The 21,265-nt window shown below is 68.6% G+C and carries 23 protein-coding genes; 22 read left to right on the top strand and 1 reads right to left on the bottom strand.

What is annotated here, in order from left to right:
• Window positions 1-94 precede the first annotated feature (94 nt).
• From ACFSXZ_RS40920 to ACFSXZ_RS40825, 20 genes are all read left to right on the top strand, one after another.
• The gene (locus ACFSXZ_RS40920; RefSeq protein ID WP_378271932.1) at window positions 95-838 is read left to right on the top strand and encodes an ATP-binding cassette domain-containing protein; all 744 of its coding nucleotides are present in this window, start codon (window positions 95-97) and stop codon (window positions 836-838) included.
• Window positions 835-2,304 (top strand): hypothetical protein, encoded by a 1,470-nt coding sequence (locus ACFSXZ_RS40915; protein ID WP_378271931.1) that lies wholly within the window; start codon window positions 835-837, stop codon window positions 2,302-2,304. Before ACFSXZ_RS40920 ends, ACFSXZ_RS40915 begins: the two co-directional genes overlap by 4 nt.
• Window positions 2,301-2,762 carry a hypothetical protein gene (locus ACFSXZ_RS40910; RefSeq protein ID WP_378271929.1) on the top strand — a complete coding sequence of 154 codons (462 nt, stop codon included), beginning with the start codon at window positions 2,301-2,303 and terminating at the stop codon, window positions 2,760-2,762. Before ACFSXZ_RS40915 ends, ACFSXZ_RS40910 begins: the two co-directional genes overlap by 4 nt.
• Window positions 2,763-2,768: 6 nt before the next feature.
• Window positions 2,769-3,833: a 3-oxoacyl-[acyl-carrier-protein] synthase III C-terminal domain-containing protein gene (locus ACFSXZ_RS40905; protein ID WP_378271927.1), complete on the top strand. Its 1,065-nt coding sequence runs from the start codon at window positions 2,769-2,771 to the stop codon at window positions 3,831-3,833.
• Window positions 3,834-3,901: 68 nt separating this feature from the next.
• Entirely contained in the window at window positions 3,902-4,108 is a 207-nt protein-coding gene (locus tag ACFSXZ_RS40900) for a hypothetical protein (protein ID WP_378271926.1), read from the top strand.
• Window positions 4,109-4,588: 480 nt separating this feature from the next.
• Window positions 4,589-5,362, top strand: a complete 774-nt coding sequence (locus ACFSXZ_RS40895) for a hypothetical protein (RefSeq protein ID WP_378271924.1) — start codon at window positions 4,589-4,591, stop codon at window positions 5,360-5,362.
• An 18-nt stretch (window positions 5,363-5,380) separates the two neighbouring features.
• A complete protein-coding gene (locus ACFSXZ_RS40890) occupies window positions 5,381-6,121 on the top strand; it encodes a methyltransferase (protein ID WP_378271922.1) in 741 nt (246 codons plus the stop codon).
• A gap of 263 nt (window positions 6,122-6,384) precedes the next feature.
• Window positions 6,385-6,765 carry a hypothetical protein gene (locus tag ACFSXZ_RS40885; protein WP_378271921.1) on the top strand — a complete coding sequence of 127 codons (381 nt, stop codon included), beginning with the start codon at window positions 6,385-6,387 and terminating at the stop codon, window positions 6,763-6,765.
• Window positions 6,766-7,172: 407 nt separating this feature from the next.
• Window positions 7,173-7,730, top strand: a complete 558-nt coding sequence (locus ACFSXZ_RS40880) for a hypothetical protein (protein WP_378271919.1) — start codon at window positions 7,173-7,175, stop codon at window positions 7,728-7,730.
• Window positions 7,731-7,735: 5 nt separating this feature from the next.
• A complete protein-coding gene (locus tag ACFSXZ_RS40875) occupies window positions 7,736-8,401 on the top strand; it encodes an SAF domain-containing protein (protein WP_378271918.1) in 666 nt (221 codons plus the stop codon).
• 40 nt (window positions 8,402-8,441) lie between these two features.
• On the top strand, window positions 8,442-9,263 hold the full coding sequence (locus ACFSXZ_RS40870) for a hypothetical protein (protein ID WP_378271917.1): 822 nt from the start codon (window positions 8,442-8,444) through the stop codon (window positions 9,261-9,263).
• A gap of 89 nt (window positions 9,264-9,352) precedes the next feature.
• Window positions 9,353-10,792 (top strand): CpaF family protein, encoded by a 1,440-nt coding sequence (locus ACFSXZ_RS40865; RefSeq protein ID WP_378271915.1) that lies wholly within the window; start codon window positions 9,353-9,355, stop codon window positions 10,790-10,792.
• Window positions 10,789-11,730, top strand: a complete 942-nt coding sequence (locus ACFSXZ_RS40860) for a type II secretion system F family protein (protein WP_378271914.1) — start codon at window positions 10,789-10,791, stop codon at window positions 11,728-11,730. The genes ACFSXZ_RS40865 and ACFSXZ_RS40860 overlap by 4 nt, the downstream gene beginning before the upstream one ends.
• Window positions 11,727-12,635 carry a type II secretion system F family protein gene (locus ACFSXZ_RS40855; protein WP_378271913.1) on the top strand — a complete coding sequence of 303 codons (909 nt, stop codon included), beginning with the start codon at window positions 11,727-11,729 and terminating at the stop codon, window positions 12,633-12,635. The genes ACFSXZ_RS40860 and ACFSXZ_RS40855 overlap by 4 nt, the downstream gene beginning before the upstream one ends.
• A 62-nt stretch (window positions 12,636-12,697) precedes the next feature.
• Window positions 12,698-12,946, top strand: a complete 249-nt coding sequence (locus ACFSXZ_RS40850) for a hypothetical protein (protein ID WP_378271911.1) — start codon at window positions 12,698-12,700, stop codon at window positions 12,944-12,946.
• Between the two features lie 64 nt (window positions 12,947-13,010).
• Window positions 13,011-13,409: a hypothetical protein gene (locus ACFSXZ_RS40845; protein ID WP_378271910.1), complete on the top strand. Its 399-nt coding sequence runs from the start codon at window positions 13,011-13,013 to the stop codon at window positions 13,407-13,409.
• A 220-nt stretch (window positions 13,410-13,629) separates the two neighbouring features.
• Window positions 13,630-14,112 carry a TadE/TadG family type IV pilus assembly protein gene (locus ACFSXZ_RS40840; RefSeq protein WP_378271940.1) on the top strand — a complete coding sequence of 161 codons (483 nt, stop codon included), beginning with the start codon at window positions 13,630-13,632 and terminating at the stop codon, window positions 14,110-14,112.
• Complete coding sequence (locus ACFSXZ_RS40835; protein ID WP_378271908.1) at window positions 14,109-14,561, top strand: TadE/TadG family type IV pilus assembly protein; 453 nt, start codon at window positions 14,109-14,111, stop codon at window positions 14,559-14,561. Before ACFSXZ_RS40840 ends, ACFSXZ_RS40835 begins: the two co-directional genes overlap by 4 nt.
• Window positions 14,558-14,971, top strand: a complete 414-nt coding sequence (locus ACFSXZ_RS40830; RefSeq protein WP_378271906.1) for a hypothetical protein — start codon at window positions 14,558-14,560, stop codon at window positions 14,969-14,971. The genes ACFSXZ_RS40835 and ACFSXZ_RS40830 overlap by 4 nt, the downstream gene beginning before the upstream one ends.
• The gene (locus ACFSXZ_RS40825) at window positions 14,968-18,141 is read left to right on the top strand and encodes a BTAD domain-containing putative transcriptional regulator (protein ID WP_378271905.1); all 3,174 of its coding nucleotides are present in this window, start codon (window positions 14,968-14,970) and stop codon (window positions 18,139-18,141) included. Before ACFSXZ_RS40830 ends, ACFSXZ_RS40825 begins: the two co-directional genes overlap by 4 nt.
• A 62-nt stretch (window positions 18,142-18,203) precedes the next feature.
• Here ACFSXZ_RS40825 and ACFSXZ_RS40820 read toward each other — a convergent pair whose 3' ends face one another.
• A complete protein-coding gene (locus tag ACFSXZ_RS40820) occupies window positions 18,204-19,094 on the bottom strand; it encodes a hypothetical protein (protein WP_378271903.1) in 891 nt (296 codons plus the stop codon).
• Between the two features lie 110 nt (window positions 19,095-19,204).
• On the opposite strand from ACFSXZ_RS40820, the gene ACFSXZ_RS40815 reads away from it, so the two are divergent.
• The gene (locus ACFSXZ_RS40815; protein WP_378271902.1) at window positions 19,205-20,008 is read left to right on the top strand and encodes a hypothetical protein; all 804 of its coding nucleotides are present in this window, start codon (window positions 19,205-19,207) and stop codon (window positions 20,006-20,008) included.
• Window positions 20,005-21,216, top strand: coding sequence for a helix-turn-helix domain-containing protein (locus tag ACFSXZ_RS40810; RefSeq protein WP_378271900.1), 1,212 nt, complete (start codon window positions 20,005-20,007; stop codon window positions 21,214-21,216). The genes ACFSXZ_RS40815 and ACFSXZ_RS40810 overlap by 4 nt, the downstream gene beginning before the upstream one ends.
• Window positions 21,217-21,265: the final 49 nt, after the last annotated feature.

Genomic DNA, 21,265 nt, shown 5'->3' with positions numbered 1-21,265 from the left:
GCAACGCCAAGTGAGGACGTGAAGAGGTGGTGCGGTGCTCATACCGGGCGCCGCATCACCCCAGCAAATACCCGACCCTTTGAGGAGAGGTGCTGTGGATATCACGTTGAACGACATCAGTGCCGCCTATCGAGGCGACACGGTTCTGCGCAAGGTCAACTGGACAATCATGCCTGGCGTGAACACCCTGCTGGGTGAGGAGAGCGCGGGCAAAACCACCCTGCTCTCCGTTGTGGCCGGACGGATGCCCCAGTCCGCGGGCACGATCACCACAAAATCCACACAGGACAATCTGGGCCGGAGAGCGGCGCGGTTCGGGTTTGTGCCCCAGCGGTTCTCCGTGGTCGGTGGTATGCGGGTGGGCGAGACCATCGGTTACGTCGCCTGGATTACCGGAATTCCGCATCATGCGTGCACGAGGATCGCAGGCCTGGCGCTGAGCGCCGTCGGCCTGCCCGGCACCGGCCGTGCCCGGGTGCGGTCGCTGTCACCGGGGCAGCGGCAACTGCTCGGGATCGCGGGCGGCCTCGTCAACGACCCAGATGTGCTGGTGCTCGACGAGCCGACCGCGGGCTTGGAGATCGCCGAGCAAACGCCAGTACGGGATGTGATCACCGCGCTCGGAGCCACACGCCCGGTCCTCGTGTCCGTGTGTGACCCGCAGGAGGCGCGTCTTCTCGGTGGCCGGGTGGCCATTCTGTCCGGGGGTCGGTTGGTCTTCGACGGCAAGGTGGAGGAGTCCGGATCGACCCTGGCCCGCTGGCGCGCAGGGGACGCCGGACCGGAGGCCGAACGAGCGCACCACACGGCGGTTGGCACCCTGCGGGAGCCGCGATGAACCGCTCGCCGCGTTCGTGGTCCCCTCCGACGCTGCTGGTCATCGTGGCCGCCAGTGTCGCGATCGGCGCGGTCGTGCTCGTCGTGACCTGGCCCATGCTGTCGTGGCCTTACCCGCGATGGGTGGAGACTTCAGCGCAGTGGCATCAGCGGTTCGGGTGGGCCGGTCCCATCGCCGGCACGATCGCCTGCTGGTATGCGACCCGGTTCAACCCACCGCACCGGATCTGGAACCAACCCGACGCTGCGCGGTGGGGCTGGCCCGTCGTGGTGCGCCATCTACGGCTGCTCGGCGCGTGGCTGCTCGGCGCTTACATTGTGGCGCTTGCGCCGCTGACCGCGGTGACCGCGATCCGCGGTGGTGCCGGTGACCCGGAGGCGCTGGTGATGGTGTCCAGGGTTCTCGCGATGGTCGCGGCGATCGCGCTCGGGTACGCGCTGGGCACCCTGGTGGCCTCCGTGGTCATGGTGCCGGTCACTGCGGCTCTCCTTGCCGGTCTGAACGTGCTGACCGTGGCGGGAGCGGACACCTTTGCCCCTGTGGTTCCCGTGCTGTATCTCGAGCCGCAATTGGGACAGCAGGAGTCGACGCCCTTGGTGGTGTTCCGCACCGCGCTGTTCCTGCTCGTCGCCGCAGCCGCAGCGGCGGTGGCCGCGAAAACCTTGCTGCGCCGCAACCGCGGCGAGACCTCCACCGTCCGAGCCCGGCTCAGCGTCGTCACCCTCACCGCTCTCGCGCCTCCCGTGTTGATCGGCATCGCCCTCTTACACCAACCGGCGTTATTCACCGTCGCGCCGAACACCGGCAAGGCCTGCCGCATCGCACACGACATCACCTACTGCGTGCACACCGCCGACGAGCCACAGTTGGATGCACTGGTCGCCGCGGTGGATCCGATCATCGCCCGCTACGGTTCGCCACCGGAGGCCCTGCGCGGGGTGTGGGACCAGGCGCTGGTGCTCGCCGGGCCCCCACCACCCCATGCCGGGATCGCGGTCGTGCCCCTGACCAGCAGGGGCACCATCGACCTCGCGCAATCCGGCATCCTCGAATCCCTCACCGGCGCCGCCCAGTGTCCGGCCGGAGTACGCGATCCCACCACGACGGCCGTGCAACGGGACCTCGGAGCGTTCCTGACGCACACCACAGCACCGGGCGGTGTTTTCGCGAACATGACGGTGCCGCAGGTCCAAGACTGGATCCGCCGCAACCACACCACGATCGCCGCCTGCGCGGTGAAACCGGGCGAGCTTCCCCAACGACCACGAGTGGCGCCCCTGCCGCAGCCGCCACCGGAGGCGACGCCATCGCCGCCGTCGCCCTCGCATCGGCGGGCAGCCCGGCCCTCACCGGTTGCGGCGACACCCTCCCCACACCAACCCGATTCCACTGTCCACCCCGGATCACCACACCGGTTCCTCTCAGCCTTTGCGGGCGATCCTCAACCACCGGGATTCTCGTCATGACCACTCCAGCCCACACCCTCAACGCCCACCTCGCACACTGCGGCCCCGACGCCGGAGCCCCGCGCCCCGCCACCACAGCCAGCGACGGTGCCGCCGCCACCATGGTCGTCCGGCGGGAGGCGGTGTGGCGGGCACTGGCCGAAGCCATCACCTACGACTGCATCCTGACGTTCGACCCCGCCAGCGGCTGGGGCCACTGGGCCACCACCATCCCCGGCCAAACGCCTCTCTTCCTGGGATTCGTCCAGGCCGACCCGGAGTTGCGGGAACTGCCTGAGTTGGAGGGCATCACGCTCGCGGTGCACCGTGCCCAGGCAGACGGCGGTTTCCGCGTCACAAAGGACGATCGCCACCCTCCACAATGGAACACCTGGCGGGTGTCCCAGGCCTGGACCCGCGAAGGCTTGCGGGAAGTGCAGTTGCGGTCCGGGTTGCGGACCGCCCTGGTGGGGCGGTGAACACCGATGCGTTACGACCACGTCCATGTGCTCGGCCTCGCCACGGACATCGGCCGCCTCGTGCCGGTCACCGACGCGAACGCCACCACCGCCTACGACCCAGAGGAGACAGCGGCGGTGGGGCAGAAGTCGGTGGCGATCACCGCCATGCCCGGGCCGCAGTTGGCGATTCGCGCCGGGCGCCGGGCCCTAACCGCCGTGCGCGAGACCGGGGGCACCAATCAGACCTCCATGGTCGGGCTGCACCTGCACACCTCGCTGCTCTCGTGCGGTCTCGACTTCTGGTCACTGGCCAGCCACATCCGCAGCCAGTTGGGCATCGGCGCTGGTGCGGCGCTGTCGGTGAACATCGACGCGATGTCGAACTCGGCGGTCGCGGCGACCGACACCGCCGCCACCTACCTCACCGCCAGACCGGACCTCGACACCGTCCTGATCACCATCGGCGACACGTTCACCCCGCCGTTCCAGCGTTTCTCCGACCACGGCCTCGTCTACGGCGACGCCGGAGCGGCCCTGCTGATCGGCCGGCACCCAGGCCTGGCTCAGCTGGTGTCGACCGCGTCGTGGTGCGAACCCGACCTCGAAGGCACCACCCGCCCCCATCCCGAGGCGGTCACCACACACACCGCCGCGAACCTGCGGGCAGCCAAACGCGGCTGGCTCGCCCGCGGAGAGGCCCGCCGCGAACACGCCCACACTCTCATCCGGACGGCGGTGGCCGAGACTGTTAAGGCAGCGCTGGCTGACGCCGACCTCACCCTCGACGAGGTGCGGTGGGTCTTACCGCCCTTCTACGGCCGCAACCTGTTGCGACGTCAGGTTTTGGAACCCCTGGGCTTGCCCGAGGAGCGGACGCTGGCCGGGCTGGGCCTGCGGGTCGGTCACTGCGGTGCCGCCGACCAGATCCTCGCCCTCGACCACCTGACCCGCCACAACCTCGTCGAACCCGGCGACCGCGTCCTGCTGCTGGGTATTGGGCTCGGCATGACCTGGACCGCCGCCGTGCTCGAAATCGGCACCCTGCCCGCCACCGAACCGGCGGAGAAAGGAGGCGCCCTGGCCGCCTAAACACCCCAGAAAATCAGCGATGACCACATTTCTTTCTTTTCATCCCTCGACGTTTTCAGGAGGAAGACGTGAACACCATCAAAACCACCCTGACCGGCGCGCTCGCCCTCGGCGCCCTGATCGTCGGCATGGCCGGAATCGCCTCGGCCGCCACGACATCCGCCGCACCGGCACCCGACGGGACCCGCATCTGGACCACTCCGGCCGCCGGATCGCAAGCCCACACGGTCAGCGGAACCCTCACGTGGGCGGACCCCAACAGCAGGGAACTCTAACCCCGGTTCCCAGCTGGGTGGCGGCGGCAGCACACAGCCGTCGCCACCCAGCTACCGCGAGCACCAGCCGAGTAGTGAAAACCGTTGTCGTCTTGACAGAAACGGCACAAAGACAGCACAAAACGAGGACACAATTGTGCTCCCCAAGCCGTTCTTCCGCATCCATTAGATGCCCACAATAAAGCAATGCGGTCCTCGATTCCTTGGCCACCCGGGGTCTCACACGCGACTCATGACGTTCATACCGGTACCGATGGACCATCCGCAAACATCATCGGCGTCCGCACGACAACTTTGGGGGAGGAAAACATGAAACATCCTGCTACGGCATCACCAGTGAGCATGGGAGAATTCGATGACGGCCCAGACGCCATGCTGTGGGATCCCTGTCTATCGCGTGCTCGCTGGCGACGAGAAACACTGCGCGCAGTTATGTCCGCCCGCGTTGTGTCGTGTGGACTGTTGGGTGCCACGGTCCTCGTGGGCGGCATCGCTTGCGAGACCGGGCTTACCGCGATGCTGGCTGCGAGCCTGGGTGTTGTCGCCATCGGCTGCGCGACTTTCGCCGCAGTGGTCAACGCTGCGTGTTTCGGCACTGACCATGTCCATGATTGGCACTGGCGGTGTCGTGTGGAACAGCGTCCGGGCGAGTTCTTCTACCGCACTAACGACTTCGCTAGCTTGGGCTCCGCCGTACGCGGCATTGTGGGCGGGCTCCTCGATAGTGTCCATCAGCTCCACACCACTCCTGCCCGCGCATGGCTCCCAGTTGGTGTGCCTCGCGAGGCGCATCTGGTGGTCTGGGAGGTGCTGTGCTGCCTGGACCGCACGCGCACCGCCCGCGTCGTGGCAGACCAGCTTCGCGGCGACCACGAGGCAACCGCATTCGCGACCCAGGTGGACGAGGCCATCGCCGTGATCGACGACGCTGTGGGTGAGGCCCTGTGGTACCTGCATGACACTGTGACCCTGGCACAGGCCTGGACCACCAAGCTCGCGTACGTCGATCTGGAAACCCGTGTCCAAGATACGCTCTCGTCTTTGCGGAATTGCGACGTGGCGCGCATCGCGGCTGCCGCGGAAGTCCTGCCACAGAACGTGTTTGCCTTTATCACCGCCGCTCGCGATGTCACGGGAACAGGCCTGTTCCCGTGGGAAAAGGCCGAAGCGTTCTCCTCGGCGGCGCTCGACTTTGGCGGCGATGCGCGTACCGATACCGATGAAGACGACGCCTGTCACGGAGGGTTTTCATGACGGCGGGGATATCGACACGTGTCGGAGGGGGCGCGGCGCTCTGGTGGTCTGTGGCCGGTTGTCCTGGCCGCGTTCCAGGTGGCCGCTCATCCGCTCGCGGTGGTTCAGGAGGTGCTGGTGGTGTTGATGCTGCCGTGGGCGATCGGTGCGGGCGGAATGCTGGCCGGCCCCGTGGTGGTGGCCGTCGCGGAGCGGACGACCGGGCCGTTGTTCGCAGACTCGGGTTCGCAACGCGGGGGACTGGCCGTCGCAGTGTCCGTCGTGACGGGGGGCCTGTGGGTGCTGGGGTCGGTCCGGTTCGGCGTGACGCCGGTGTTGGTGGCGTGGTCCTGGGCGTGCGCCCTGGCTTGGGCTCTGGTCATCACGGATGTGCACTGCCGGCGTCTGCCATTTCCCCTCGTCGCGGCTCTGGCGGGCGGCGGTGCGGTGGGTTTCCTTGCCGCGGCGGCGCTGGAGGGCCGGTGGGCGCGGCTGGGTTTCGCGTGCGGGGCGGGGGTGGTGGTGTTCGGGCTGGCCGGGTTGGTGCAGGCGTGGATGCCGGAGCACACCGGGGGTGGGGACACCGCACTGTACGGGGCAGTCGCCGTTTATGCGGGCTGGTTCGGATGGGAGGGATTGCTCCGGGGGTTGCTGATGGCCACCGGCTTGACGGGGTTGGTCGCGCTCATGGTGGTGGTGTGCTCCCGGCGTCTGGATGCGCGGTTTCCCGCTGGGCCGTCGCTGCTTGTAGGAGCGTTGCTGAGCATGGTGTTCGCGTAGCTGACCACACAAAACCTGACTGCGTCGGAGAAATCGGTCCAGACGGTAAGGAACGGAAGTATCGGAGAGAAATGGTCAACATGGTCGGCACTCGTCGTTGGCGGCGCTGCCTCGTCGTGGCAGGAGCGGCTCTGGTTCCGGTGCTCGAGGCGTGTAGCGGCGGCGGCAGCCCTGTCCCGGCACCGCCATCGCCGAATCTGGCGGCTCCCTCGCAGGCACCGACGGCCGGGAGTTCGCCGGGACAGGATAAGCAGCAAGCGGTGGTGGCTGCCTACACCCAGTACTGGCCGCGGTCGGCGCAGGCGCCGCACCAGCCGGAGGACACATGGCAAACGGCGCTCGCCGCGGTCGCGGTGGAACCCCAGTTGTCCACGACGCTGGAAGCGATGCACCGCAACAAAAGCGTGGGATTGACGACCTACGGCGATGTGACGGTGCGGATCGTCTCGGTCGAGATTACCGGGGATTCGGCGACCGTTGTGGATTGCCAGGACGCCTCCCGTGCGGGACAGGCGGACGCGGCGACGGGTGACCGGAAAACCGTGGGTGTGCCACGGATGCCGGTCCACGCAACCTTGGCCCGCGACACTTCGGACGGACGGTGGAAGGTCTCGCAGCTTGATTTTTCGGGTAGTGCGTGCTGATGCGCCCCCGTTTCCCGTTGACGGGCCTGGTGATCGGTCTTGCCGTACTCGTTGGAGTGGCGGTCGCTAATGCGCCCCCGGCCGCTGCGGAGGGGGCGGGCGATGACGGGCAGGTCATAGTCGTTCCGGTCGACCCCTACGGACAGGACACGCGTCCCGGGGTGGACCTGCGGGCATTGGATGCCCGGGGCGAGGCGCCGATCCGGCCGGGTGGAACCGGGAATTCCGGCCAGGGCGGACAGTCTGGCGCGGACACCGACGGGCAGTCTCCGGGTGGGCTTCCTCCCGGATGTTTCCTGGGCGGTTTCGGTGTCGGGGGCGGTGTCGGCGGTCGGGGACCGGGTGGTGCGGGTCCGGGCGGAAGCGCGTTCGGGGTGCGGTGCCTGCCGCTATTACCGGTTGAGGGCGTGCCGCCGGTGCTGACTCCGGCGCAGTTGGCGGCGCAAGCGTTCGAGCAACTGCGGTTGCCGCTGCCGGTGCCGCGCCATTCGCCGAACGTCCGGTTGCCGGACGGGCGGGACGCGACGATCGTGGGCGAGAACACCTGGATCTGGACCGACCACAGCGTGTGGACCCCAGCGGCGCGGCGGGTGCAGGTCGGTCCGGTGTGGGCGGAGGTGACCGCGACCCCGATCGGCTTGTCGTTCACCTCGGGCACGGGGGGTTCGCTGTCGTGTTCCGGTCCAGGCACGCCCTATGACCGCTCCGCCGGACTACACGCCGCCAGCCCGGATTGCGGGTTCGTGTACACACGCTCGTCCTACGGGCAGCCACAGGACGAGGCCACCGCCACGTGGGCGATTCGCTGGTCGGTTCGGTGGGTGGGCTCGGACGGCGCTGGCGAGGTCGGCGGCGACTTCCCCGCGATGCTCTCGCAAGCGAGCGCCACGTTCGCGGTCGCGGAGGTGCAAGCCCTGCGCATGAATGCGGATATAGCCCAGATTTCTGGATCAGGGAGGGAGTGAGCCCGATGGGTAATGCCGTGTCCTTTTCCCGGCCGCAGCCACGCGACAGCGGGGCGGGCGACGCGCCGCGGGTGCCGCGACGACGGCGATGGTGGCTACTGGCCGTTGCGGTGGTCTTGGCCGCTGCCGCGGCCTTCGGCAACGTTGCCGTGATTTCCGGACAGGACAAGCGGATCGAGGTCCTGGTGCTGGCCCGCCCGGTGAGCTGGGGCCAGCGGATCGGCGACGAGGATCTCGAGGTAGGGAAAGCAGTCCCGTACCCGAACACGGCCGTCATCCTGTCTCGTGATCGCGCGGCCGTGGTCGGCGCGATCGCCCGCGCGACCCTGCCCGCCGGCACCGTGCTCGCGCCCGGCCAGCTCACCCAGCAACCGGTGCCCGGTCCGGGAGAGCGGCTGGTGGGCCTGCCGGTCAAGCCGGGCCGGCTGCCCGCGCGCGGGCTGTCGCCCGGTGACCTGGTTCAGGCCACCCCCGTCGCGGGTGAGGCCGGAACCGACGCGACACCGCAGAGCGCGGCCGGACCGTTTCGCGCGCGAGTGCTGGAGGTCGGCCTCCCGGATTCCACCGGCGCGGTCACAGTCGATGTCGTCGTCGGCCCCGACGCCGCCCCAGCCGCGACCGCTGCCGCGGCAGGGCAGGTCGTGCTGGTGCAACTCGGCCCCGGCACCTAGATGTCGAAGGCTGTTGAGAGAGGCGGTGAAGGGGTTGGCGATGATCACGATCGTCTCAGGAAAGGGCGCACCGGGCGCGACGACAACGGTGGCCGCCCTGGCGGCGGTGTGGCCGGCGCCGGTGGTGCTGGCCGATTGCGACCCGGCCGGTGGCGATCTCGCCGCGGGGTGGCTGGGCCAGTGGGTCCTGGACGGCACGATCCGCACCGATATCGGCGTCTTGTCCTACGCCACCGCCACCCGCCACGCCGTTGTCGGCGATCCGGCGGTGTTGTCCGCACACGTGCAGGTCGTTCCCCCAGCACCGCATGTCGGGTTGCTGGCGGGGCTGTCGTCACCAGGCCAGCAGACCGCGGTCGGTGCCGCGGGCTGGACCCGCCTGACCGCGGCCCTGGCCGCGGTCAAAACCGCAAACGGCCGTCCCGCCGACGCACTGGTCGACGTCGGCCGCTACAGCACCGTCACACCGTGGCCGTTGCTAGCGGCGGCGGATCTGGTGTTGGTCGCCGTGCGACCCACGCAACGGCACGTACTGGCCGCACGCCCGATCCTGACCGAACTCGCCGAGCGCATCGTCCCGAACCGGTTGGGGCTGGCAGTGTGCGCCACCACCCCGGCAGGAAGCCGGGAGACCACCGCCGCACTCGGCCACCAAACAACTGTCCAGACCGCAGCCGATGCCCGGACAGCGGCGGTGCTTTCCGAGGGCGCCAACGCCGGCACACTTCCACGCCGTTCCCCGCTGCTGCGCAGCCTCCGCCACACCGCACGGCGCCTGCACCTGACCTACCACCACTACACGCCTCACGAGCTACACGGCCCGCACCCACCAGCCCGGACGTCTGCCGGAGGGAGACGATGAACATGCGACACAACGGCGATCAGCCAACCACCACCCCCACCCAACACAACGAGCCGGCATTCCACTCGCAGCGGCCATCGTCCTTCGCCATGGATCTGGGTGGTCCGGACCTTTCGTTCACGGCCGGACCGCCGAACGGTGGTGGGGCGGTGTACTGGGATGCGGAGGCGGTGCGGGCGATCCGGGAGGCGGTTGCCGCCCGGTTGGAACGAGCCGCGGCGGGCCAGCTACACCGGGAGGTGCCGCCCTCGGCCGAGGAAGCGCAGGCCCGGGTCCACGCCGCCGCGACCGAGGAAGTAGGGGCGTGGGTGCGGCGTCGGGCCGGTGCCGGACAGCCACCGGTCCCGCTGGCCGACGAGCGACGGCTGGTCCGCGCCGTGGTCGCCGCACTGTCCGGACTGGGCGCGCTGGACGAGCTGCTGGAACGCGATGAGGTGGAAAACATTCACGTGCACGGCTGCGACCACGTGATCCTGGAGCTGGCCGACGGCACGATCGAGCGGTGGCCTCATCCTATTGCCGACACCGACGCCGAGCTGGTCGAGATGCTGGCGGCGATGTTCGCCCGGCAGGGCCAAACCTCCCGTGAGTTCAACCCCGGCCGCCCGATTGGCAACCTCCGCATCCCCGCCGGCGGCCCGCTCGGGGCACGGGTCGCGGCTGTGATCGAGGTCAGCGACCGGCCACGGGTGGCGATTCGGCGCCACCGCCTGGTCAATACCGGTCTGAACGACCTGATCCACAACGGCACCCTCGATCCGGTATTGGGGTCGTTCCTGCGCGCGGCGGTGCTCGCGGGCTGCAACATCGTCGTCTCCGGCGGTCCGGCAGCGGGGAAAACCACGCTGCTGCGCGCCCTGTGCCGCGAAATTCCGGTCGTCGAGCACGTGGTCACTGTGGAAGAGGAATACGAACTCGGCCTGCACCTGGGTACCCGGCCGTTGGTGACCCCGCTGGAAGCGCGCCCGGCCAACAGCGAGGGGAGGGGGGAGATCACCCTGGATGACCTGCTGACCCAGACGCTGCGGCACAGTCCGAGCCGGGTGATCGTCGGTGAGGTCCGCGCGGGTGAAGTGACCGCGATGCTGCGTGCCCTCGGCAACGGGGCCGCGGGCGGGATGTGCACGCTGCATGCCGCCAGCGCCACTGCCGTCTTCGACCGGATCGCTGCGCTGGGCCAGTTGTCCACACCTCCCTTGCCGATCGACGCCGCGCACCAGTGGACTGCTTCGGCGATCGATCTCGTCGTGTACGTCACCCGCACCGACCACGACCACCCGGGCGAGAGCCGCCGACAGCGGCTGGTTACCGAGGTGATCGAGGTCGGCCCCATCGGCGACGCCGGACGCCCGGACACCATCCGGGTCTTCGCCCCACACCCCAGCGACAGCCGCGCAACACCGGCCTATCCGCCCAGCCAGGAATTGCTGCAACGGTTGGCGCATCACGAGTTCGACCCCGCCGCGTTCGACACCACCTGGGCAAACCCCGGGCAGTTCACCGGCTTCCGGGAAGGAGGGCTGTCGTGACCCTGGTGTGGCCGGGATTTCTCGGCGTCCTTGCCCTTCTCTCGGTCGGCTGCACGGTCGCCGCTTTCCGCCCGACTCGTGGCCGAGGAACGGAAACGCCTGGTGTGTTCGCCGCGATCGGTGGCCTTGCGCAGAGCGGGCGGCGTGTCCTCGCGCGGATCGCCCTGCGGCGGCTGCTCGTGGCCGTCGTCGTTGCTGTGGTGGTGTGGTGGACCAGTGGCTGGCCCGTCGCCGCCGTCCTGGCCGCGGCCGGGGTGGTGACCGTGCCGGTCCTGGCGCGGGGGGACGATCCGCGGCGCCTCATCGCGCGACTGGATGCGTTGGCGAGTTGGGTGCGGCGGTTGGCCGACCTGCTGTCCTCGGGTGCGGGCGGGCTGGAGCAGGCGATCACCACCTCGGCCCACACCGCACCCGAAGCGCTGGCCATCGAGGTGCAGACCCTGGCCGTGCGGCTGCGGACCCGGGGGCTGGAACCGGCGCTGCGCGCGTTCGCCGACGACCTGGATGACGAGGCCGCCGACGAAGTGGTCCTGGCCCTCATCGTGCGCGCCCGCGCGGGCGGGCGCGGCCTGGCCGACATCCTTGACGCCAAAGCCAAAGCTCTGGACGCAGAGGTGGTCGCGCGTCGTGACGTCGAAGCGGACCGTGCGAAACCACGCACCGACGTCCGCACCATCCTGGCCATCACCGCCGCACTGCTGGCCGGACTCATGGTGTTCGCCCACGACTTCCTGACCCCATTCGATGAAATGCTGGGCCAACTCGTGATGGCAGGGATCGGTGTCCTGCTGGGCGCCGCCGGGTGGTGGATGCACCTGTTGACCCGCGCCCGCCGCCCGGTCCGCCTGCTCGGTGGCGCCGCAGAAAACCCCGCGGGAACACCAAAGCCACCGCGGCGACTGGCTGTCGTCCCGCACACCACGGAGGTGCCGCGATGAGTCCCGGAACCGTCGCCGCGGTGCTGGGCGCGCTGGCCGGGGCGGCGGTGGCGTGCGTGATCGCGGCCCTGGCGCGTCCCGCACCGATCAACCTGGCTGCAGCCGTGGCCGAACTGGACGACCGCGCTGCGCGCCAAGACGAGGGCGCTCGACCGCGCGGCCGGTGGACCGCCCGGTTGGAACGCCTGACCGGCTACTCGGCCCGATACTCCAGCCGTTGGTGGGGCATCCCCGCCGGTGACCTCGATGTCCTCAACCACACACCCGAACGGTATGTCGCCCGCCGGCTGACCTGGGCTAGCAGCGCCGTCGCCCTTGTTCTCGGGGCTGCTGGGGTGGCCTGGGTGGGCGGCATCGGGCTTTCGCTCGCGGTGATCGCGATGGCAACGGTGGTTGCGGCCATGGCCGGGTCGGTGGTCCCGGTGCTCGCGGTGCGCGAGGACGCCGCCTGGGCGCGGGAGGAATTCCGCCGGGCGACCGCCGCCTATCTTGATCTGGTTGCCCAGGAACGCGCGACCGGTCGGGCCGCGAGCCAAGCCCTGGCCGAAGCCGCCGCGGTCGCCGACTCCTGGGTCTTCACACGGATCAGCCGCACCCTCGGCCAGGCAATGCGCGCCGGCCACACCCCGTGGGAAGCGCTGTCCCGATTGGCGACCCGGATGGGCGTCGTCGAACTGGCCGACCTGGCCGGCATCCTCGCCACCGCAGCCGACGGCGCCGCGATCTACACCACCCTCGTCGCCAAAGCCGCCGCGCTACGCGCCGCCGCACTCGCTACGGACAAGGCCGACGCCAACGCCCGCTCCCAACGCCTCGCCCTCCCCGTGGCGCTGCTCCTGGTCGCGTTCCTCCTGCTGGTGATGTACCCGGCGGTGATCCGCCTGCTCACCGGAGGCACCCACTAGACGAAAACGGTTACAGGACAACACCCTTTCCCCGCCCAACCACCGAAAGGAGCTGAACTCACATGACGAAGAATACCGTTCACTTTGAAGCGCGCCGCTGCTACCGGCAACTCCAACTGGCCTTGGCCAGTCTGGCTGTGGTTCTTGCCGTCACTGTCCACAGCCGATGGACACGCATCCGCGCCAGCCGGGACCGCGGCTCCGAATCTGTGGAAAAGGCCGTCCTGGTCGCCATCGGCCTCGCGGTAGCGATCGGACTCGCCGTCGCCATTCGCGCAGTAGTCCAGAAATACCAGAACCAAATCCAATAGAAACCCGCAAGGCAACAGGGTAAGGAGGATCAGGATGGCGACGACGGAGGAGATCGAACGCCGTGTGGAGGAAGCCGACCGTGCCCGGAGCGTCCGGAGATCTGCAGCGGCACAACGGGTCGGTGAACTCGCGCACCGCCGGGCACTGATCGTCCAGCAACTTTTTGACATCGAGCGCGAACTCGGCGACGTGCTCGCCGAATCCAGCGATGTCATGGAGATCGACGAACTCGCGCGATTCACCGACCTGCCCGCCGCCGACCTGACCCAATGGCTCAGCGGCCGGAAAACCAGTCGCACCAAACGAAAGAAATCCATAGGTGACTCACCAGGAGCAAAAAATGCCATGAACCGCCGAACATCCACAACGACATCGCCGTCCGTCCAGGTATCCACACCACACGAACGTTCCAAACGGAGCGACAGCACAGCGAACGCGCACGCACTGGCAGGTGCCCAATGATGCCACTCAACCATCCTGTCCAGGCCGTAGCAAATACAGACCATCCCGGGCCACATGCACACCCGACGTCCCACAAGGTGGTGCACACCGAGCAGTCAACCCTGTGCTGCCAAGGAAACGAGCACATGCTGCACCAAGGAAGTCGACCATGATCGAGGACCAGGACACCAGGATGCTGCGCGAATCTTCCACGGCACCGCGAGCGACATCACGGCAAACCATCCCATGTGGACAACATCGTGGACTCCGTGCACTGGTCCGGAGACGGCCCGATAGCGGGTCGGAATCGGTCGGTCTGGCCGTGCTGTTTCCGGTCGTGTTGGTGCTGGTGTTGTCGATCGTGCAGGGCGGGTTGTGGTGGCATGCCCACACGGTCGCTGCGCAGGCCGCGCAAGCGGGCGTCGATGCCGGTCGCCCGGTCGGCGCCACCAGCAGCACCGCCGAGCACGCCGCGCGGTCCTTCACCGAGCGGGCCGGCCGCGGGGTGCTCACCACCGCGGAGGTGCGTGCGACGGTGACCGGGCAGACCGTGCAGGTCACGGTCTCCGGCACCACGACACGCCTGCTGCCCATCCCCGGCCTGGATATCCGGGTCGACGCCACCGCGCAGGCAGCCAAGGAACGCTTCACCGTCGCTTCCCGCGAGTTCGGGATTGCCGAGGGGTTCTCGGGTGGAAACCGTAGTGGGGGTGGCCGGTCGTGAGTCACACTGTCCCATCCCGTCGTCGTGTTCTCCGGTGCTGGACTGATGCAGGCTCAGTCAGCGTCGAGGCGGCGGTGCTCGTGCCGGTCGTCCTAGTCGTGGGGCTGCTGGTGATCGCTGGTGCTCGTCTGGCTTCGGCGCAGCAGGCGGTCGACAATGCTGCCACCGCTGCAGCGCGTGCCGCGTCGCTGGCCCGTACTGAGGCCGCGGCACAACATGAAGGGACGGTGGTCGCGGGCGAACGCCTGGCGCGTGAGGGCATCACCTGCGAGATGGTCAGCGTGTCCGTGGATACCGACGGATTGGCTGTCGGCCATGCCGGACTGGTTCGGGCGACCGTGACATGCCGTGTCCCGCTGCATGACCTTGCCCTGCCCGCATCGGGCGGAAGCCCTACCGTCAGGGGTAGCTTCACCAGCCCGATTGACCCGTATCGAGGCCTCGGATGACCGCCCCGGTAACGCCGCGGGATGCCGGGTCGGTGAGCGTGATGGTCGCGGTCCTGGTGCCCGCGCTGCTGTTGGTGCTCGCGCTGGTGGTCGACGGCGGCGCCCGGTTGCGGGCGATCGCCCGTGCGGACGCGCTCGCCGCCGAGGCTGCCCGCGCCGCCGGAACCGCCGTGGACACCCGCGGCCCGACCGTCAGGGTCGACACCACCAGCGCCCTACGTTGCGCCCAGGACTACCTGGCGCGTGCTGGGCACCCCGGGCAGGTCACGGTCGCGGGAGCCCGCGCAGTGCGCGTGACGGTCACGGTGTCCGAGCCCACCCCGATCGGGCTGCTCGGCGGCAGCATCCAGTCGACCGGCACCGCCCTGGCCGAACTCGGCGTGGGCACCCGCAACGGCGGCCTCCCATGACACCCACTCGCGTCGAACGGGTCCGTGGCGTGTTCGCCGCGCTGGGCCTGCTCGCCTTCGTCATCGGCATCCCGTGCGGACTTCTCGCGCTCGGTGCCAGCCCGGCCCGCCTGATTCCCGGTCGCTGGCCGAGCCCGGTTCCGATCAGCCAGTGGCCGCAACGGGTCTGGTACACCCTGCGGTGGGCGTGGCTCACCGGCGACCTCGTGATCTGGCTCATCGTGGCGGTCGCGTGGGCCGGCTGGCTGGCGCTGACCCTCTCCGTGGCCGCCGAAGTGATCCGCCAGACCGGACACGGAGTCCGCGCCGCCCGCAGCACGCTCAACAGAGTTCCGCGCGGCCGGTGGATCGCTGGACTCGTCGCCGCCGTCCTGGTGGCAACCTCCGTCGGCACCGCCATGGCCTCCGGCACGCCCGCAACACCGGTCACGGCCACCGCACCGCCATGGCCGCCCACGCACCCCGTCACGACAGCACCCGAACCCAGAACCCACACCGCGGACGCCCCGGTGCTCGACACCGCAAACGCCGCTCCAACCCCCTCAAGCGCGCGGCAGGACAAGGCGGTGCCGTACACGGTCATCTATGGCGACACCCTGTGGGGCCTCGCCGAACGGCACCTGGGCAACGGCATCCGATACCGCGAGATCGTGCAGCTCAACCCCGCGCTGCTCGCCGGCGCACCTGACTACCTGGAACCTGGGTGGACCCTCTGGCTGCCATCGGATGCCGTCGGCCTTCCCCGTCCCGTGGACACCACCGAGGCGACAGGCCGCACAGTCACCGTGAGGCCCGCGGACACGCTCTCCGCCATCGCGGAGCGGGAATTCGGCGACCCGCAAGCCTGGCCGGTGCTCTTCGACCTCAACGCGGGACGCACCCAGCCCGACGGTCGCGCGCTACGCCACCCTGACCAGCTCATGCCCGGCTGGAACGTGGTCCTGCCCGGCGACGCAACACCGCTGCCGGACAAGCCAGCGTCCGCGCCGAGCGTGTCATCACCGGCGCCGACTCCGGCGTCCCCGCAAGACTCACCTGCTTCTCGCGAACAACCCGCGCCGCAGGCTCGACACGACGATGAGCAACACACGCCTAACGCTCGCCCAGCGACCGGCATCGCGCTGCCGACAGGGGCGTTCGTCGGCCTGGGACTGGCCGCACTGGTCACCATCGCGATGATCAGCGTGCGACTACGGCGTCGCCGCTGGTACCAACCCGGTTCACCAGACCAACCTGACCCCGCCAGCCTGCCGGTCGTGCGCGCGCTGCGCATCGCGCACGACGCCGTCACACGGGAACCGGACGATAACGCCATGCCGGTTGCAGCACCTGCGCAGTCGGGCCGGGCGCGGCCGACCGAGATGGACATCTGTGACCGTGCACAGGCCACCGTGCGGGCCATGCTGCCGGATCCGCAGAACACTCCGCTCGGCGTCCGCGACGGACAGGACATCGCACTCGACCTCGCACGCACGCAGGGCCTGGGACTCGTCGGTCCCGGCGCTCACGCCGCCGCACGGGCACTGATCGTGACCCTGCTTGCTCGGGCCACCAGTGCCGGCATCGACACCATGATCGTGATCCCCAGCGCCGAGGCCCGCTCACTGTTCGGACACAACCTCCCGGGTCGCGTCCCGCAACGGCTGCGCATCGTCGATGACATGCCCGCGGCCCTTGATGTCCTGGAAGCCGAACTGCTAGCGCGTACTCGCCTACAGGACAACGTCGTGCACGGCCCGTCCGAGTACGCACCAGAATCGCGCAACGGCAACGGGACCGTTCTGCTCGTGGCGGCACCTACCGCAATCACCAACCAGCGCGCGCACACCGTCCTGCGCAACGGCGCGCGCCTCGGTCTGGCCGGAGTGTTCTTCGGCCTGTGGCGGCCCGGCGGCACTGCCCGCGTACGCGACGACGGCACCGTGGAAGCGGCCAGCCCCTCCCTGCGCGAGGAGTTGACCAATGCCCAGCTGTTCACGTTGCCGGGCACCGACGCCCTCGACCTGCTCGCACTGCTGCAAGCGGCAGACCCCGGCAGCGACGAAGGATCCCAGAATCGCACTCCTGCCGAAAACGCAGCAGTCTCAGCCCCACAGCGGTCGAGTCGAGGCCAAAGCGCTGGCGCCAACGCCGAGCCACTCGTCTCCACGTACGAGTTCATCGCAACAGTGCCCAAGCCAACTACCGACACCGCGCCGGTCGCGCCCCCGACGTCGGCCATGATCGACATCCCCGACCTGCGCCCGGTGGCGAAACTGTCTGCCACTGAGGCCGTGGGGAGCGGTTCTTCCTCGCGGGATTCCAGCAACGGCACGCAGAGCCGATCCGCAACGTCCGCCGTGTGTCCCGCCGACCGATTGGTCGCGGAGCATCTGCCCGCAGCTTCATGTCCGATTGCACCACTGCATCTGCATGTACTCGGGCGGCTTCACCTGACTCGCGCGCACCCCGAACCTCGCGACCTCATCGACGCTTTTGCGCCACGACAACGCGAAATCCTGATCTACCTGGCGCTACACCGCGAAGGCGCCCGACGCGAAACACTTAGCGCCGCGCTCTGGCCAGACGCGCCGGGCGAGCGTCCCTACAACAGCTTCCACGCAACCCTGTCCCAGCTACGACGTAGCCTTCGCCAAGCAACTCCGGGCGACACCCTCGACATCATCATCAACCAGGACAGCCACTACGGGCTCGACCGGACGATCGTGACCGTCGACCTCTGGCAGTTGCAGGACGCCCTCGCCACCAGCCGCCATCAGGGCCCGCCGGCCGACGCCATCGCCGCGCTGAACCGAGTGACCGAGCTCTACCGCGGAGACCTCGCTGAAGGCATCTCCGCGGACTGGATCGAAGGCCCCCGCGAGGCACTCCGACGTGACGTATTAGACGCCCTGAGCACCCTGATCCGCAAGATCCGCAACGACAACCCCGAACAGGCACTCGCCCTACTGGAACAGGCTCGCCAATTCGACCCATACAACGAGGCGATCTACCGCGACCTCATGCGCGTACAAGCCCGCCTCGGCCAACACGACAGCATCCCGCGAACACTACACCTGCTCACCACATCACTGTCCGATCTCGACCAACGCCCCGCCCCAGACACGCAGAGCCTCGCGGACGCCCTACAACGGCCAGAAAACCGCACGCGGAACCGGCAAGCCAGCTGACTAAACTTCACCCGGGAAAGGGGCAGAAGGCGTGGGTGTGGACAGTCCCTCGGAATCGGCGGTCAGAAGTCGTTGGGACTCATGAACGTCGAGATGTCGGAGCTGGGCGTGCAGGGCTGTGTCATCCGAGCCGCCTGCTTGTCCTCGGAACTCTCCCGTGGCTCAGGTGGTACATACGTGGAATCGGCCCACGCGCAGTGCGGGCACACCCCCGCCACCACCTCATATGAGCCGCATGCTTCGCATCGCCTCGGCAAGCCCGCCAGCCGGAGCCGCGCCGCTGTGTACGTGCCGAGCAGGTGCTCGACCGCCTTGAGTCCGATCTCGGCGTCCATCCGCACGGCGTTCTTGGCGTGGGTCAGCCAGTTGACGTACTCCCAAGTCTCGACCGCCAGCTTCTTCAGGTAGGAACGCAGCCGAGCACCGGACTCGCCGGCGGCCAGCCAGTTGGCCAGCAGTTCGGTCCAGCCCTTAAAATCGGCGGCCTTTGGCGAGGTCTGGCCGTCCGGCACCAACTCGTCGTCGCGGATTTCGCCGACGAAAGAGACCAAACACTCCCGGAGCCGCACACCAACCGACTGGAACGCTTCCGCCTCGTCGCCGTTGTCGTAAGACTCGAAGGCCTGCTGCCAGCGTCGCCAGGAGCCTGGTAGCAGCTCGGCCGAGGTCGGCGCGACCGGCACCGTGCGCTCCCGGCTGTACTCGATGCGCAGCGTCAACCCGATGTGGAAGGTCAGTACCACGTCACGGCTTTTGAAGTCGGTCTGGTCGTACAGGTTGGTCGGGTTGGTCATGACCCACCAGCGGCTCGCCGTGCCGTGCACATCCCAGATGTCGTGGCGCGCCAAACCGACCAGCTCCGACGCGGCTTTCTCCAGGTGGAGAACCTCCTCGGCTGCCTGGCTCTCCACGTACGCGCGGATCTCGTCCGCCTGACGTTTCGCCCCGTGCATCTCGACAGCATCCCCCTCGTTCGAATTCAGTGGTGTGGTCCATGCGCGCGACACGCCGATGTAGTTGATTCTGACGCGTGAATTACTGGTCATGGTGTAGCTTCGGCGTCGTGAGCGAACAGCAGGATGTTATCGCGGAGCTCGGGGAGGCCGGGGTCCTGGGCGGCGTGCGCTGGGCGTACCTCTCGGCCACCACCCGGTCGCTGGAGGCCTACTCCGAGGCGGACGGTCACGACGCCGCATGGCTCGGCAACACCAGGTTCACGTACTTCCGCAACCGCCTGGACCGCGTTTTTGCTTGCGAGCGCTACGCCGTCCGCTCCGGCGACGACGATGCCGACCTCGACCTGTTGTACGCCGAGCTGTCCGATCGGGACATCGAGACCATGCCGCGGCTGGTCCCTGGTCTGGTCCGCCGCTCCAACCTCAACGGCAGCCCTGGTTGGGCCCATGGCCAGTGTCGGTTCCTGCTGGCCTCGTGCGCGTTCGGCAAGCTCGACCAGATGCCCTGGCCCCAGAAGAGCCCGACGAAGCAGCGGGTGGCCCGCCAGCGCAATCCCGAGCCGCCGCAGCCGTCGCTCTTCGAGGGTTTTGCCGATGAGGAGATTGGCGGGCTGGAGTCTGCCCTGAACGCCGCGAACGAGTTGGACATGGTGACGTTCGTGGTCGCCCACAGCCTCGACCCGCTCAGCCAGCAGGTTGAGCTGGTGCTCGGCCGCGCCCGGCTGAACTCCGGCGGCGGTCAAGCCTGGCACTGGCGGCAGGATCTCCTGGGCACCCCGCCTGCGGACGGTGGGCGTCGCACCGAGGACACGCAGCTGCCCACGGGGCCGAGCACCGTGCCGGACGCGCCGGTTCGTTTGCGCGGCCGGGCCAAAGGGCGTCGTGATGATCGTGCTAGTGGTGAGCGGTGAGTTCTCGTACACCAACAACAGATCGGGCAGCCGACGTCGCCGCGCTTTTCGACGGAGCCCGTCTCACCCTGGCCCGGCACCTCGCAGGTCTACGCAAGAGCGACCTAGCCGCCAAGGTGGAGAAGAGTCCGACCGCCGTGGCCGCTTGGGAGTCCGGGGCCAAGCGGCCCACGGCCGCCACCGTGGCGCAGTTGGCACTGAGCCTGTCGGTCGAGCCGGGGTTCTTCGCGATTCGTCCGGATGACGTGGCCGCGCTCAGCACCACGCCGCACTTCCGGTCGCTGCGTTCCACCAGCCAACTCGCCCGCGACCAGGCCTTCGCCTACGGGCAGTTGGCTGTGGACATCGCGACCAGCCTGGAGAAGCATGTCGAGTTCCCGGAACCCGATGTGCCGAGCCTGCCCGTGGCGGTCGACGACCGCGACGGCGATGGCCCGGAGCGCGCCGCGCAGCTCCTCCGACAGCAGTGGGGGATCGGGGCCGGGCCAGCCGGTCACCTCGTCCGGCTGCTGGAGAACCACGGCGTGCTGGTGGTCTTCAGCCCTGAGCAGGCGGCCTCGGTGGACGCGTATTCCTTCGACAGCCGGCTGCGCTCGGTCGTGATCCTCAACCCGATCAAGCGCGACTACTACCGTCAGCGCTTCGATGTGGCGCACGAGTTAGGCCACTTGATCATGCACAGCGACGCCGAGCCGGGCGGCCGGATCGTCGAGGACCAGGCTCACCGCTTCGCTGCCGAGTTGCTGATGCCTGCCGACCAGATCCGCGACCTGCTCCCGGCGACCATGGGGGGCAACGTCTGGCAAACCCTGGCCCGCCTGAAGGAACAGTGGGGTGTCAGCATCCAGGCCCTGCTGTACCGCGCCCGTTGGCTCGGACGACTCAGCGACGTGTCCTACCGCAACGCCATGACAACCATTTCTGCCCGTGGCTGGCGGCGAAACGAGCCTGGCTTGATCAGCGCCATCGAGCAGCCCTCGCTACTCCCGCGCGCCGTGGAGTTGCTGGCGCAAGAGGGCATTGACGAGATACAGCTTGTTGCTCAGTGCCGTGTGCCGGTCGATCTGTTCCGCACTGTAACGTCGCGTACCCCCGACAGCGACACACCCGTGTCAGCGGACGGGCCGACCACGATGGGGCGGTCGGGTGGCCGCGTGGTGTCGCTTTTGGAGCGTCGCCAAGCAGCGGCGGAGGCGGGGAGGCGATGAGTCGCCATTTGCGGCCGATGAATTGCGGGAATATGTGTAGAAATACAAC

Origin of the sequence: Amycolatopsis pigmentata (assembly GCF_042684065.1) — a bacterium.
Lineage (GTDB): Bacteria > Actinomycetota > Actinomycetes > Mycobacteriales > Pseudonocardiaceae > Amycolatopsis_E > Amycolatopsis_E pigmentata.
This window is presented reverse-complemented; position numbering and strand designations above follow the sequence as displayed.

Coding starts and splice junctions, on each gene's coding strand:
- ACFSXZ_RS40915 (WP_378271931.1), top strand. CDS start 835: ATGAACCGCTCGCCGCGTTCGTGGTCCCCTCCGACGCTGCTGGTCATC.
- ACFSXZ_RS40910 (WP_378271929.1), top strand. CDS start 2,301: ATGACCACTCCAGCCCACACCCTCAACGCCCACCTCGCACACTGCGGC.
- ACFSXZ_RS40905 (WP_378271927.1), top strand. CDS start 2,769: ATGCGTTACGACCACGTCCATGTGCTCGGCCTCGCCACGGACATCGGC.
- ACFSXZ_RS40875 (WP_378271918.1), top strand. CDS start 7,736: ATGGGTAATGCCGTGTCCTTTTCCCGGCCGCAGCCACGCGACAGCGGG.
- ACFSXZ_RS40870 (WP_378271917.1), top strand. CDS start 8,442: ATGATCACGATCGTCTCAGGAAAGGGCGCACCGGGCGCGACGACAACG.
- ACFSXZ_RS40865 (WP_378271915.1), top strand. CDS start 9,353: ATGGATCTGGGTGGTCCGGACCTTTCGTTCACGGCCGGACCGCCGAAC.
- ACFSXZ_RS40855 (WP_378271913.1), top strand. CDS start 11,727: ATGAGTCCCGGAACCGTCGCCGCGGTGCTGGGCGCGCTGGCCGGGGCG.
- ACFSXZ_RS40850 (WP_378271911.1), top strand. CDS start 12,698: ATGACGAAGAATACCGTTCACTTTGAAGCGCGCCGCTGCTACCGGCAA.
- ACFSXZ_RS40830 (WP_378271906.1), top strand. CDS start 14,558: ATGACCGCCCCGGTAACGCCGCGGGATGCCGGGTCGGTGAGCGTGATG.
- ACFSXZ_RS40825 (WP_378271905.1), top strand. CDS start 14,968: ATGACACCCACTCGCGTCGAACGGGTCCGTGGCGTGTTCGCCGCGCTG.
- ACFSXZ_RS40820 (WP_378271903.1), bottom strand. CDS start 19,094: ATGCACGGGGCGAAACGTCAGGCGGACGAGATCCGCGCGTACGTGGAG.